Consider the following 13437-nt stretch of genomic DNA (forward strand, 5'->3'; position numbering starts at 1 on the left):
AAATTAAATGCTTGGTTAAAAAAAATCGCAGATCAGAACACGTTGATCGGATAGTCGACGATCACCCGGTACTCATCCACGTCCCGATCCACCGCCGCGTAACCATTGCCACCGCGGTTGGTCGCCCATTGCAGGCGCACCGCCAGGTCCTTGGCCTTGCCGCCCTGCACCACGTATTTCAGGTCGATGTCGCGTTCCCAGTGCTTGGCGTCCTTGCCATCGGCGCTGTACCAGGCGCTGTAGCCACGGCTTTGCGGGTCGACCTTGGTGAGGTCGGTCTTGCCGCTGATGTAGGACACCGCCGAGGTCAGGCCTGGCAGGCCGAGGCCGGCAAAGTCGTATGCGTACTTGAGCTTCCACGAGCGTTCGTTGGGGCCGTTGAAGTCGGAGTACTGCTGGGAGTTGTCCAGGTAGACGCTGTCACCTTGGGCGATGTAGTCGAACGGCGTATTGCCGTTGACCCGCTGGTAGGCGGCGGTGACGCTGTGGTGACCCACGCCCACGGTGAAGTGCAAGCTGTAGGTGTTGTTGTCGATGCTGCCGAGCAACGACTGGCCGGTGTCCTGAGTGTGATAGTAGTGCAGGCCCGGGTTGAGGCTGACCAGGTCATTCAGTGCGTAGGTGTAGTCCAGGTCGTAGTAGTACTGGTTCCACACTTCCTTGAGTTCGGCGGCGTAGAGGTTGCTGGTCAGCCCATCAATGCCGCTGAACGACACGCCGGCCCAGTTCATGTGCTGGCTGTCGGCAGTGTTGGGCAGCGCGCCGTAGCTGGTGCCGATGCGGCGATGGCCGCTCTGGTTGTAGAGCTTGGTGAAACTGGCCTGGCCGCCTTCGAACATCCAGCCGTCGAGGCTGAGGTTGGTCAGGCTCACGCCACGGAAGGTCTGCGGCAGCATGCGTGTCGCGCCGCCAGCGATCACCGGGTTATTGAGGAACAGGTCGCCGGCCTTCAGCTCGGTATCGAATGCGCGCATTTTCAAGGTGCCGCCTGCCGTGGAGAACGAGCCGGGTGCCTTGCCGTTGCCACCGCCATACGGAAGGATGCTGGAACCATCGGTGCCGCCACCGCCGTCGAGCTTGAGGCCGAGCATGGCATGGGCGTCCAGGCCGAAGCCGACGGTGCCTTGGGTGTAGCCGGATTCGAAGATGCCGATGAAACCCTGGCCCCACTCCTTGCTGTCATCGGTGTGGATGTCGCGACGGTCGCGGTTCATGTAGTAGTTGCGGGTGTTGATGTTGAGGTGCGCGCCTTCGACGAAACCGTCGGCGGGGGTGGTGTCTGCCGCGTGGGCAAGGGGGGAAATCGTTGCGGCTACTGCGAGGAATAACGGGGTGAACGTCAGCGAGTTCTTCACCGGTGGAGCTCCTTTGGTCAATCGGAAACAGCCAGTGTCGTTGGGGGTGCCTGGCCTTTTTTGACGGCAAAAAAAAGCCGCTGAAAGTCAGCGGCTTTAAGACAGATTCCCAGTGTAGAGCCCTGGAAAAAAGTCGAGGGAAATTCGGGTAAGCGGGAAAGCTGTCTTTGCCGTCACGCTCATCGATGCGTCAAATTAACGCAGGCGAGCGGTGCGATACAGAGTGTAACAAGATAATTACTGTTGCCCAAATCGCAACAGTGAAGGTGTGAAGGGCAATGTGGGAGGGGGCAAGCCCCCTCCCACAGCTTGACTGCCGTGTTCTCGGGATATTCAGAGGGGCAGGGTAATACCGAAGGTATTCCCACCGCCGTCACTGCGCACGAACACATCCCCGCCATGCATCAACGCAATCGCCTTGACGATAGCCAGCCCCAGCCCGTGATTCGCGCCGCTGTTGCTGCGCGACGCGTCCACCCGATAAAAACGTTCGAACAGGCGTGGCAGGTGCTCGCTGGCAATCGCGTCGCCGGGGTTGGTCACGCCGATCGAGACCTGATGCTCATGCACCTCGATGTTCACGGCGATGACCTGCCCGGGCGCGGTGTGTTGCACTGCATTGCTCAGCAGGTTGATCAGTGCGCGGCGCAGGTGGGCCTTCTCGATCTGCACCAGGGCGTCACCGTGGACCTGCACCTGGACCTGGGCGTCTTCGAGGATGAAGTCGAGGTAGTCGAGGGTAGTGGCCACTTCATCGGCCAGGGCGCTTTCGATCAGCTTGGTGGCCTTGCTGCCCTGGTCGGCGCTGGCGAGGAACAGCATGTCGTTGATGATTGAGCGCAGGCGCTCCAGCTCTTCGAGGTTCGATTGCAGCACTTCAAAATAATGCTCGGCCGAGCGTCCTCGGGTCAGCGCCACCTGGGTCTGGCCGATCAGGTTGGTCAGCGGCGAACGCAGTTCATGGGCCACATCGGCGTTGAACGACTCCAGGCGCGAATAGGCTTGCTCGACGCGGTCCAGGGTGGAGTTGAACGAGTTGACGAACTGGCTCAACTCGGGGGGCAGCGGCGACAGTTGCAGGCGCCCGGAGAGCTTCGGCGGCGCGAGTTTCTGCGCTTCGTCCGAGAGTTTGCCCAGTGGTTTGAGGCCGATACGCGCGACCCAGAACCCCAGCAACGACGCCAGTACCACACCGACCATGGCCAGGCTGATCAACGCCACCAGCAAATGATGCTGGGTGGCGCGGAAGTTTTCGGTGTCGATAGCGATCATGAAGCGCAGCGGCGGGCGTTGATCCTTGGCCGGGAACTGGCTCACCAGCACCTTGAACGGGTGTTTGTGGCCGGCCAGGCGCAAGTCGCGCTTACCTGTGCGCCCTTCGGCGAAGGCGCGGATCTGCGCATCGGGGTTGCCATACTCGTAGTTCGGGTCGCTGCTCACCACCCAGAAACGGATGCGTTTGTCTTCCTCGCTCAGCAACTTGAGCTTGGCCTGCATCTTTACCCAATGGTCCGGTGTACCGAAGCGATTCACCGATGATTCGAGCACGCTGTAGCGCGCCTCCAGTTCGGCGCCCGGCAGCAGGCCGAGGCTGCGGTCCACTTGCTGATACAGCGCGCCGCCGATCAATAGGAAGATCAGCAGCGCTACCAGGCTGAACATGCTGCTCAGGCGCAAGGCAATCGAGTTAGCCGACACTGCGACTCTCCAACACATAGCCCATGCCGCGGATCGTGTGCAGCAGCTTGGTATCGAACGGCCCGTCGAGCTTGGCGCGCAGGCGCTTGATCGCCACTTCCACCACGTTGGCATCGCTGTCGAAATTGATGTCCCAGACCATTTCCGCAATCGCCGTCTTGGAGAGGATTTCGCCCTGGCGCCGTGCCAACACGCTGAGCAGCGAGAACTCCTTCGCAGTCAGGTCCAGGCGCTGGCCGTTGCGGCTGGCCTTGCGGCTGATCAGGTCGATCCATAGGTCGGCGACCGTGACTTGCACCGGTTCGTGCCCGCCGCTGCGGCGGGTCAGGGCTTGCAGGCGCGCCACCAGTTCCAGGAACGAAAACGGCTTGCCCAGGTAATCGTCGGCGCCTTCGCGCAGGCCGCGAATGCGGTCTTCCACGCGCTCACGGGCGGTCAACATGATCACCGGTGTCTGCTTGCGCGCACGCAGCGCACGCAACACGCCGAAGCCGTCGAGGCCGGGCAGCATCACGTCGAGCACGATCACCGCGTAGTCGTTTTCCAACGCCAGGTGCAGGCCTTCGACGCCTTCGTGGGCAACATCGACCGTATAGCCTTGCTCGGTCAGGCCTCGATGCAGGTAGTCCGCGGTTTTTTCTTCATCTTCAATAATCAGGACGCGCATGAGTCTTGTGCTCCAGGGCCGGGCCTCAGTGTGTGCTCGCCAGCGCAGGCGTTGGTTTAGGCCGGTGGAAAAACTTCTCGAGGTACAAGTATATGACCGGCGTGGTGAACAGCGTCAGCGCCTGGCTCACCAGCAGGCCGCCGACCACCGCGATGCCCAGCGGCTGGCGCATTTCCGCACCGGGACCGGCGCCGAGCATCAGCGGCACCGCGCCGAGCAGGGCAGCGAGGGTGGTCATGATGATCGGCCGGAACCGCGTGACGCAGGCTTCATAGATCGCCTCCTCGGGCGGCAACCCGCGCACGCGTTGGGCGTCGAGGGCGAAGTCGATCATCAGGATGCCGTTCTTCTTCACAATGCCGATCAACAGCACCAGGCCGATCAAGGCCATGATCGAAAAATCCTGGCCCATCAGCGACAGCATGATCAGCGCGCCCAACCCGGCGGATGGCAAGGTCGAGATGATCGTCAGCGGGTGCACGAAACTCTCGTACAGCACGCCGAGGATAATGTAGACCGCCACCAGCGCCGCCAGGATCAGCCACGGTTGGCTGGCCAGGGAGCTCTGGAACGCCTGGGCCGCGCCCTGGAAGTTGCCGATGATGGTAGTCGGCATGCCGATTTCATTCTTGGCCTGGTTGAGCATGATCACCGCGTCGCCCAACGCCACGCCCGGCGCCAGGTTGAACGACAGGTTGGCGGCCGGGAACATACCGTCATGGCTGATCGAAAGCGGCCCCACCGTCGGTGGGTCGACTTTGGCCAGCGCCGACAGCGGTACCATCTCGTTGGTCAACGGCGAGCGCAGGTAGAAATAGTTCAGGCTCTCGGCCTTGCCGCGTTGTTGCGTGTCCAGTTCCAGCACCACCTGGTACTGGTTGATCTCGGTCTGGAACTCGTTGATCTGGCGTTGGCCGAACGCGTCGTACAGCGCCTGGTCCACATCGGTGGCGGTCAGGCCGAAGCGTGCGGCGGCCTGGCGGTCGATGTTGATGTGGGTGATGCTGCCGCCCAGTTGCAGGTCGTTGGACAGGTCGCGAAAGGCCGGGTTGGCGCGCAGTTTTTCGGTGAGGCGCTGGGTCCAGGTATTCAGCGTCGGGCCGTCATTGCTCTTGAGCACGTACTGGTACTGGGCACGGCTGGGGCCGGAACTCAAGTTGATGTCCTGACCGGCACGCAGATACAGCACGATGCCCGGCACCTTGGCCAGTTTCGGTCGAATGCGGTCGATGAACTGGCTGGCGGACACATCGCGATCACCTCGATCCTTCAGGGCGATCCAGAAACGACCGTTGGCAATGGTCTGGTTGCTACCGGTCACCCCCACCGAATGCGAAAACGCTTCCACCGCCGGGTCGGCCTTGACGATCTCGGCCAGGGCCTTGTGCTTGGCGACCATGTCCGGGTACGACACGTCGGCCGCCGCTTCGCTGGTGCCGAGTACAAAGCCGGTGTCCTGCACCGGGAAGAAGCCCTTGGGGATAAACACATAGCCGACCACGGCCAGGGCCAGGGTCACCACGAAGATCGCCGCCATGCTGCGTTGATGGGCCAGGGCGCGGCGCAGGTTGCGTGCGTAGCCGGCCAAAAGGCGCTCGCTGAAACCTGGTTTGTCGTGAGCGTGATGGGTGGGGGCGCGCATGAACAGCGCGGCGAGGGTCGGCGCCAGGGTCAGTGACACCACCACCGAAATCAGGATGGTCGAGGTGGCTGTCAGCGCGAATTCCTTGAACAGCCGCCCGACCACGCCGCCCATGAACAGCAGCGGAATGAATGCCGCCACCAGCGAGAAGCTGATGGACACCACGGTAAAGCCGATTTCACCGGCGCCCTTGATCGCCGCTTCGCGCTTGTCGAGGCCCGCCTCCAGATGACGGTGAATGTTCTCCACCACCACGATCGCATCGTCCACCACAAAGCCCACGGCAATCACGATTGCCACCAGCGTGAGGTTGTTCAGGCTGAAGCCCATCAGGTACATCAGCGCAAAACTGGCGACCAGCGACACGCCGAGCACACTGGACACAATCATCGTCGCCGACAACTGGCGCAGGAACAGCGCCATCACCGCCACCACCAGCAGGATGGCAATCAGCAGGGTCACTTCCACTTCATGCAGGGACGCGCGGATAGTCTTGGTGCGGTCGGTCAACACGCTGACCTGCACCGACGCCGGCAGCATGGCTTGCAGGCGCGGCAGTTCGGCTTGAATACGGTCGACGGTCTCGACGATGTTCGCGCCGGGTTGGCGTGAGATCACCAGGTTGACCCCGGGCGTGTCGCCGGACCAGGCCTGCACGTAGGCGTTTTCTGATCCGTTGATGACTTTGGCGATATCGCGCAGTTGAACCGGTGCGCCGTCCTTGTAGGACACGATCAACTGCGCGTAGTCCTCCGGGTGGAACAACTGGTCGTTGGTCGACAGGGTCGACACGCTGTTCTCGCCGTAGATCGCGCCCTTGGCCAGGTTGAGGCTCGATTGCTGGATGGCCAGGCGGATATCGGCGAGGGTCAGGCCAATGGCGGCGAGTTTGTCCGGCGAGGCCTGCACGCGGATCGCCGGGCGTTGCTGGCCGGTGATGTTGATCTGGCCAACGCCGTCGATCTGGCTGATCTGCCGGGCCAGCAGGGTTTCCACATAGTCGCTCAGTTCGGTGCTGGGCATGCTGTTGGAACTGACGCTGAGGATCAGTACCGGGCTGTCCGCCGGGTTGACCTTTTTCCAGGTCGGCAGGCTCGGCATATCGCTGGGCAGCTTGCCGGACGCGGTGTTGATCGCGGCCTGCACTTCCTGGGCGGCGGTGTCGATGCTCTTGTTCAGGGTGAACTGCAGGGTCAGCAGGCTGGAGCCCAAGGCACTGCTGGAGGTCATCTGGGTCATGCCGGGAATGGCGCTGAACTGCACCTCCAATGGCGTGGCCACGGACGAGGCCATGGTGTCCGGGCTGGCGCCGGGCAGGGTGGCGGTGACCTGGATTGTCGGAAACTCCGCTTCCGGCAGTGGGGCGATGGCCAGGCGCGGGAAGGCAATCAGCCCAAGCAGCACCAGGGCGAAGGTCAGCAGCAGGGTGGCGACCGGGTGGTCGACGCACCAGGCTGATGGCGAACGGCTCATGGCTGCACCTTGGCATCGACGGTCTGGATGACCTGCGGCGGCTCCTTGAGCACCTCCACCTGCGCACCGGCCTTGAGCCGCGACTGGCCGTCACTGACCAGCACATCCCCGGCCTGCACGCCCTTGATGATGTTGAGGTCGCTGTCCTGGTACGTCACCTGCACCGGCACCACCTCGACCTTGTCACCGTTGACCCTGTACACGAAGTGCGAATCCAGACCGCGTTGCACCACGGTCGGCGGCACCACCAGCGCGTTTTTGTCGAGGGCGGTCTGGATCTTGATGGTCACCAGTTGCCCCGGCCACAGGCGTTGCGAGGCGTTGTTGAACTCGGCCTTGGCGCGCAGGGTGCCGGTGGTGGAGCTGATCTGGTTGTCGATCAGGCTCAAGTGGCCTTCGCCGAGCAAATCGCCGGTCTGGCCGTCGGTGTTGGCGCCCAGATAGGCGTCGACGCTGGCTGGGGTGGGCGCTGCGATCAGGCTTTGCAGGGTGGGTAGCATCTGTTGCGGCAGGGAGAACTCGACGGCAATCGGGTCGATCTGGGTCACGGAAAACAGGCCCTGGGTATCGGCTGTGCGCAGGAAGTTGCCTTCATCCACGGTGCGAATACCCACGCGGCCGCTGACCGGTGAGCGAATCTGGGTGTAGGAAAGTTGCACTTGCGCCGAATCGATGGCGGCCTGGTTGCCTTGGGCCGTGGCCTTGAGCTGGTTGACCAACGCTTGTTGTTGGTCATAGGTCTGCTTGGACACGCCGTCGTCGACGCTCAATGCCTTGTAGCGCTTGAGGTTGACCAGCGCCACCTGCAACTGCGCCTGGCTTTCGCCCAGTTGCGCCCTGGCCTGGTCGAGGCTGGCGCGTATCGAGCGGTCATCGATGGTCGCCAGCAGGTCGCCGACCTTGACCCGTTGGCCTTCCTTGACCAGCAATTTAGTGAGGATGCCGTCCACTTGCGGGCGAATCACCACGCTGTGCAGTGACAGCACCGAACCGATCCCGCTGACAAAACGCGGAACATCCTGTTGCGCCACGCTCACCACCCGCACCGGAATCGCCGTGGGCGCCGCCAGTCTGGCCTTGGCTGGACGGGTCAAGGCCCAGGCTGCAACGGCCAACACCACGAGGACAGCCACGATCAGGGCGGTTTTGCGTTGAATGTGCATGGGGTGAGGCGCCAGGGTAAAGGATTGGAAGTGTGTGAGGCCTTTATAGCCTGCCAACCCGGTCAGCAAGGTGACTGCTAACTGACGGCGCTGTCAGTAAAGGCAGACCATTCGTACAGGTGGTGGTTAAAGATCCGAGGCGGGCAGGTATACTGCGCGCCAGCGTGGCCCGCAAGCCGGCCCCGCGTCATTTCTTGCACGCTCCGGAGCTTCCATGACTTCCCCGACACAACCCCCTGTTGAAGCGGCCGACCTCGTCGATCCGGCCAGCGCCGAAGGCGTTGAAAAAGCCGAGATCCCGGCGTTCAAATTCCCCTTCAAGCCGGGTGAGCTGGCCGGGGCCAAGAATGCCGCCCAGCCTTGGTACAAGAACGGTGCCAAGAATGGCCACACCAAGACCCCGGGCATGGCGCCACCGGGCACTCGCCGTTCCATGGGTAAACGTTAAGATTAATCCGCTGTAATATTTGCGGGATGTTGCCTACAGCTCCAGTCGATATTTCTTCTTGTAGGCCCGCGACCGTTTCTTGAAAGCTTGCACAGCTTCCGCTGCACCCCTGGTTTTTCCACAGGGAGCAGCGGCGGGCGCTCTTTCCGGAAAAGGACGTTTCCTGTGGCCTTGATACACCTCTGTGTAGCGTTTGTCCTGTTGCTGGCGGTGGATGCCGTTGCAGGCCTTGATCAACCTCGACGCGAAATCCGCTTCGCCGTTGCCGCGCAATTTCCCCCCTTCCAGAGCCGCAACCCGCAAGGGCAGTTGGTCGGCTTGAATATCGAGTTGGGCAACGCCCTTTGCCAGCAGTTGAATGTGCGCTGTACCTGGGTCGACCAGGTGCTGGTCGAAAACTTCGAACGTCTTGAAGCGCGGCAATTCGATGCAATCATGGGCATTGCTCCGACACCACTACGCCGGCGCAGGGTCAGTTTCACCGAGAACCTCTACCCCTTCACCACGCGCCTGGTCGCACGTCGAAGCTCGGGCCTGATGCCGATGCCAGGCTCGCTCAAGGGCAAGCGAGTTGGCGTACTGCTGGGCAGTAATCGCGAAGCCTTTGTTCGTTCGCAATGGGCGCGCAAAGGCGTGATTATCAAGAGTTTCTGGCTCAACGACGAACTGGTCCGCAGCCTGGTGGCAGGCGATATCGATGCTACCCTGCAGGGCACTGTGGAAATTCGCGAGGCCCTGCTCGACACGGCTGCCGGCCAGGACTTCGACTTCCTGGGGCCAGCCGTTTGTGCCGAGCTGTTGGGCAATGGTGTTGCGATTGCGCTGCGCAATACCGACACGGCGCTGCGTGTCGAGCTTAACCGTGCGCTTGAGCAGCTCAAGCACAACGGCGAGTACCAGCGGATCGTCGAGCCTTATCGCCTGGACGCGCCGTGATGGCTAATTAATTGCGCGGAACATGAGCTGGATCAGTATTTGCCCCCTCGGTGCGCTTAGAGTCGACGCCCTGCCGACTCCCCTAACAATCACGAGCGCGCTTCTCCATGAAGATCAATCTGCCGGTCACCGGTCGGAATGTGGACTTTGCCCCCGACGCCAACATCCTTTCGACCACCGACCTGACCAGCGCGATTTCCTACGCCAACCAGGACTTCATCGATATCAGCGGCTACAGCCGCGACGAGTTGCTGGGTGCGCCGCACAACATCCTGCGGCATCCGGACATGCCAGCCGAGGCGTTCGCCCATATGTGGCAAACCCTCAAGAGCGGCCGGTCGTGGATGGGCATGGTGAAAAACCGCTGCAAAAACGGTGACCACTATTGGGTCAGCGCGTATGCCACACCGGTGACCCGAGAGGGCGCGACGGTGGAGTATCAGTCGGTGCGTACCAAGCCGGACGCGCGCAGGATCGCAGTGGCGGAGCGGATGTATGCGCGCTTGCGAGCGGGCAAGCGGCTGTCCTGGCCGGTCGTTGGCATGGGCGTGAAACTGTCGGCATGGGTCATCGCCACTTGCGCGGTGACCTGGGCCTTGGGCCTGGGCCTGACGGGTTACGCGCTGGTCTGGCAGTTACTGGCGTTGGTGGCGGGGTGTGCGGTGGGGGCGGCTGGCGTGCGGCTGATGTTGCGGCCCTTGGCTGAACTGCAACAGCGGGCGCGCCGGGTGGCCGACAACCCGCTGAGCCAGGCGATCTACACCGGGCGCCGCGACGAGTGCGGGCAGATCGAGTTCGCCCTGCACATGCTCGAAGCCCAGGTGGGCGCGGTGGTCGGGCGCATCGGTGATGCCTCACAGCGACTGTCTGGTCACGCTGCACGGTTGGTGCAGCACCTCGACAGCAGTCACGCCAGCAGCCTGGGCCAGCAGACCCGGACCGACCAGGTGGCAGCAGCCATTCACCAGATGGCCGTCAGCGTGGCCGAAATGGCCAACCATGCCCAGCAGGCGTCCAGGGCGGCCGAGCAGGCCGGCAACGAAACCCGTGAAGGTCACCTGCGTGTGGATGAAAGTCGTGATGCGGTGTTGCGCTTGTCCCAGGAGCTGGCGCGGGCCACTGAAGTCATCCACCAGTTGGAAAACCACAGCGGTGAAATCAGCGGCGTGCTGGAAGTGATCCGCACGATTGCCGAGCAGACTAACCTGCTGGCCCTGAACGCGGCTATCGAAGCGGCTCGGGCCGGTGAGCAGGGTCGAGGGTTTGCGGTGGTGGCCGATGAAGTGCGTGGCCTGGCCCAGCGTACACAGCAATCGACCGATGAAATCCAGCGCATGATCAGCACCCTGCAAGGCGGCGCACGGGACGCGGTGCAGGCCATGGCGCACAGCGGCGAGCATGTCGACGCCAGTGTCAAACAGGCCCAGCGGGCCGCCGCCGCGCTGGATGGCATCAGCCAGCGCGTCACGCAAATCACTGCCATGAGCCAGCAGATTGCGACCGCCGTGGAAGAACAGAGCACGGTGAGCGAGGACATCAATCGCAACATCGTCGGCATCCGTGATGCCGGGGAGGCCACCGTCAGTGCCGGGCAGCAAAGCCGGCTCAGTTCAAGCGACGTGGCCTCACTGGCGGAGGATCTGCGCCAGCTGGCGCGGGAATTCTGGTCTAGGCCGAGCGCAACGAGATAAACGCGTAGTTGGCCGGCACCTCGGTGGCAATCTGCGCCCCGGCATCCAGCACTTGCTCGGCGATGTCCATCCCCGAGACATGGAACACCCACTCGTTGGCCACGGACGGCTGACCCATCGCCAACTCGATCGCTTGGGCAAACGCGCCCATGTCCGGCAGGTAAGCGGTAAACCCATCCCCCTTGAGTGCTGTGGTGCGAATGCCGAGCAAGGCGCACACCGCTTCCTTGGTCTGCACATCATCACGGTCGGCCTGGCGTGAGCGCTGGATCAACTGCGCCAGTTCCGGGTCCATCAACTGGCCGCCCACGATCAGCTCCGGCCCCTGTTCCCAGGACTCCGGCGGGCAATCCTTGGCGGCGGGGTTCAGCGGGATATGCGGGTTGATCTCCATCGGGTAGATGCGGCACACCAGCGGGCGGCGCTCGTAAATACGGCAGCGGTTGTCTTCGTCAAGATTCCGGCAGGGGCCGGCGTTGTAGGCGGCAAAGGTGATTGCCACAAACGCCTCGGTGTTGCCGCTGGGCACGACCACCGAACGGCGTTCGGCATGTTCGCGTTGTTGCGGCGGCAGGCCCAGGCCGTTACCGAGGAAACCTTCCACCAGGACGATGACGTTGCCGCCGTTGGCCGCCCACTGGCGGGCTTCTTCGAGGGTCAGGGGGACGTGATGATCGGAGCAGCATTTGCCGCAACCTACGCAGGAAAATTGAGTGTTCATGGCAGATCTGTCACCAGGCTAGGTCAGAGGGCACGCAAGAACGGTGACGGGTTTTTACCTCTGTTCACCGTTTTGTCTCTCTGGAAGCAAGTTACACGCCAGTGCCTGTCAGTCCTCTGTCACTACATCGCGTAGGACAAATCTCATGCCTGCGCTCTCATACAGCTGCCGAGCGCGCAGGTTGCTTTCCAATACCTTGAGGTCCACATAGGGCTCGCCGCGCTGCTTGAAGGTGTGGAAGCTGTGCAGCAACAACGCGCGGCCCAAGCCCTGGCCCTGGGCGCAAGGGTGAACGGAGAGGTTCTTGATGAACGCGCTGGTCCAGCATTGCGCAACGGCGAGAATGCCGTCGTGGTTGCTCGCCACCAGGCACAGCGTGGGGTCGAACTCGGCGTCGGTGGTGAATTGGTGTTGCCAGGTTTCCAGGTGGGGGACGCGGCCGCCGCCCTGGTCCTGGGTCATGCGCAACACCGCATGAATCGCGGGTGCAAGCGCGTCATGGTAATGATCCAACTGTGTACCCGCCGGCCATTGCGGGGCGGGCAGGCTGCCGGTGAGGTCGCGGCGCAGCAGTTGGAAGTATTCGCTCACAGGCCTTTTTGCGCCACGCTTTGAGCGGCCACCACCAGGCACTTGGTCAACTCGGGCGAAGAGAACTTGGTGAGCACCGCGTCGGCGCCGGCCAGACGGGCTTTTTCGCTGTTCATCGCGCTGTCCAGGGAGGTGTGCAGCAAAATATAGAGGTGCTGGAAATCCGGGGTTTCGCGCAGGGTGCGGGTGAGGGCGTAGCCGTCCATTTCCGACATCTCGATGTCCGACACCACCACATTGATCTGCTCCGCCGTGCCTTGCAGCTCCAGCAGCACATCGATGGCTTCCTTGGCGCTGCGCGCGGTGTGGCACGTGAGGCCAAGGTTGCGCAGGGTATGCACCGATTGCTGCAGCGCGACCTGGCTGTCGTCCACCACCAGGATGCGCGCATTGCCCAGCACTTCGGCCTCTTCCATGGTCAAGTCGGTGGGCGCCGCTTCGATCGGTGCCGGTGCGATGCCGTGGATGACTTTCTCGATGTCCAGCACCTGCACCAGCCCGCCTTCCACCTGGGTCACCCCGGTGATGAACGCGCGGTTACCGCCGGAGCCATAGGGCGGCGGGCGGATGTCGGTGGTCAGGCAATGCACGATCTTGCTCACCGCCTGCACATGCAAACCCTGCTTGGAACGGCTCACGTCGGTGACGATCAGGCAGCCGCCGTCCGGGTCTGCCAGGGGCATTTCGCCGAGGGCGCGGCTCAGGTCGATCACCGCCAGCGAATTGCCGCGCAGGGTGGCGATGCCTTTCACATGCGGGTGGGACTCCGGCAGCTTGGTCAGCGGCGGGCACGGGATGATTTCGCTGACTTTCAGCAGGTTGATCGCCATCAGCTTGCCGCTGCGCAAGGTAAAGAGCAGAAGCGAGAGTGAGTCTGCGCGGGCTTTGGTGGTGGACATAAAAACCTTCTGTGGATCAGGGATGACGATCTATACAGAGTTATCGACGAGCACGCCAAAAACTGTAGGAGCGAGCTTGCTCGCGAAAAACTCAAGGGCGCCGCGTGTATCCAGGATGCACGCATTATCGTTGACGTTCTTCGCGAGCAAGCT

At 62.5% G+C, this 13437-nt stretch carries 11 protein-coding genes and 1 pseudogene; 4 read left to right on the forward strand and 8 right to left on the reverse strand.

The features are described from left to right. Positions 1-32: 32 nt before the first annotated feature. The 5 genes from BLR69_RS26495 to BLR69_RS26515 form a co-directional block, all read right to left on the reverse strand. A complete protein-coding gene (locus BLR69_RS26495; protein WP_071494100.1) occupies positions 33-1355 on the reverse strand; it encodes an OprD family porin in 1323 nt (440 codons plus the stop codon). Positions 1356-1688: 333 nt separating this feature from the next. Then, positions 1689-3053, reverse strand: a complete 1365-nt coding sequence (locus tag BLR69_RS26500) for a heavy metal sensor histidine kinase (protein WP_071494099.1) — start codon at positions 3051-3053, stop codon at positions 1689-1691. Continuing rightward, complete coding sequence (locus tag BLR69_RS26505; RefSeq protein WP_071494098.1) at positions 3043-3720, reverse strand: heavy metal response regulator transcription factor; 678 nt, start codon at positions 3718-3720, stop codon at positions 3043-3045. Before BLR69_RS26505 ends, BLR69_RS26500 begins: the two co-directional genes overlap by 11 nt. Before the next feature lie 25 nt (positions 3721-3745). Continuing rightward, positions 3746-6835: a multidrug efflux RND transporter permease subunit gene (locus tag BLR69_RS26510; protein WP_071494097.1), complete on the reverse strand. Its 3090-nt coding sequence runs from the start codon at positions 6833-6835 to the stop codon at positions 3746-3748. Next, positions 6832-7998, reverse strand: coding sequence for an efflux RND transporter periplasmic adaptor subunit (locus BLR69_RS26515; RefSeq protein WP_071494096.1), 1167 nt, complete (start codon positions 7996-7998; stop codon positions 6832-6834). The genes BLR69_RS26510 and BLR69_RS26515 overlap by 4 nt, the downstream gene beginning before the upstream one ends. 214 nt (positions 7999-8212) lie before the next feature. Between BLR69_RS26515 and BLR69_RS26520 the strand changes: the two genes are divergently transcribed. The 4 genes and pseudogenes from BLR69_RS26520 to BLR69_RS26530 all read left to right on the forward strand — a co-directional run bounded on the left by BLR69_RS26520 (position 8213) and on the right by BLR69_RS26530 (position 11073). Continuing rightward, positions 8213-8446, forward strand: coding sequence for a hypothetical protein (locus BLR69_RS26520; RefSeq protein WP_010213018.1), 234 nt, complete (start codon positions 8213-8215; stop codon positions 8444-8446). Between the two features lie 165 nt (positions 8447-8611). After that, positions 8612-9382, forward strand: a complete 771-nt coding sequence (locus BLR69_RS26525; protein WP_071494095.1) for a transporter substrate-binding domain-containing protein — start codon at positions 8612-8614, stop codon at positions 9380-9382. Positions 9383-9489: 107 nt separating this feature from the next. Then, positions 9490-9771: pseudogene (locus BLR69_RS31620) on the forward strand (PAS domain-containing protein); the annotation flags it as partial. Between the two features lie 195 nt (positions 9772-9966). Continuing rightward, positions 9967-11073 (forward strand): methyl-accepting chemotaxis protein, encoded by a 1107-nt coding sequence (locus tag BLR69_RS26530; protein ID WP_371858634.1) that lies wholly within the window; start codon positions 9967-9969, stop codon positions 11071-11073. Here the strand turns inward: BLR69_RS26530 and BLR69_RS26535 are convergent. The 3 genes from BLR69_RS26535 to BLR69_RS26545 form a co-directional block, all read right to left on the reverse strand. After that, positions 11051-11794 (reverse strand): YkgJ family cysteine cluster protein, encoded by a 744-nt coding sequence (locus tag BLR69_RS26535; protein ID WP_071494093.1) that lies wholly within the window; start codon positions 11792-11794, stop codon positions 11051-11053. The two genes, BLR69_RS26530 and BLR69_RS26535, sit on opposite strands and share 23 nt — an antisense overlap. 108 nt (positions 11795-11902) lie before the next feature. Continuing rightward, entirely contained in the window at positions 11903-12385 is a 483-nt protein-coding gene (locus tag BLR69_RS26540; RefSeq protein WP_071494092.1) for a GNAT family N-acetyltransferase, read from the reverse strand. Then, a complete protein-coding gene (locus tag BLR69_RS26545) occupies positions 12382-13284 on the reverse strand; it encodes a chemotaxis protein CheV (protein WP_071494091.1) in 903 nt (300 codons plus the stop codon). The genes BLR69_RS26540 and BLR69_RS26545 overlap by 4 nt, the downstream gene beginning before the upstream one ends. Positions 13285-13437: the final 153 nt, after the last annotated feature.

The organism is Pseudomonas azotoformans, from assembly GCF_900103345.1.
Lineage (GTDB): Bacteria > Pseudomonadota > Gammaproteobacteria > Pseudomonadales > Pseudomonadaceae > Aquipseudomonas > Aquipseudomonas azotoformans.

What these genes read in the sequence shown, in the direction of transcription:
- BLR69_RS26505 (WP_071494098.1), bottom strand. Translation starts at nt 3,720, where the DNA reads ATGCGCGTCCTGATTATTGAAGATGAAGAAAAAACCGCGGACTACCTG.
- BLR69_RS26510 (WP_071494097.1), bottom strand. Translation starts at nt 6,835, where the DNA reads ATGAGCCGTTCGCCATCAGCCTGGTGCGTCGACCACCCGGTCGCCACC.
- BLR69_RS26515 (WP_071494096.1), bottom strand. Translation starts at nt 7,998, where the DNA reads ATGCACATTCAACGCAAAACCGCCCTGATCGTGGCTGTCCTCGTGGTG.
- BLR69_RS26520 (WP_010213018.1), top strand. Translation starts at nt 8,213, where the DNA reads ATGACTTCCCCGACACAACCCCCTGTTGAAGCGGCCGACCTCGTCGAT.
- BLR69_RS26535 (WP_071494093.1), bottom strand. Translation starts at nt 11,794, where the DNA reads ATGAACACTCAATTTTCCTGCGTAGGTTGCGGCAAATGCTGCTCCGAT.
- BLR69_RS26545 (WP_071494091.1), bottom strand. Translation starts at nt 13,284, where the DNA reads ATGTCCACCACCAAAGCCCGCGCAGACTCACTCTCGCTTCTGCTCTTT.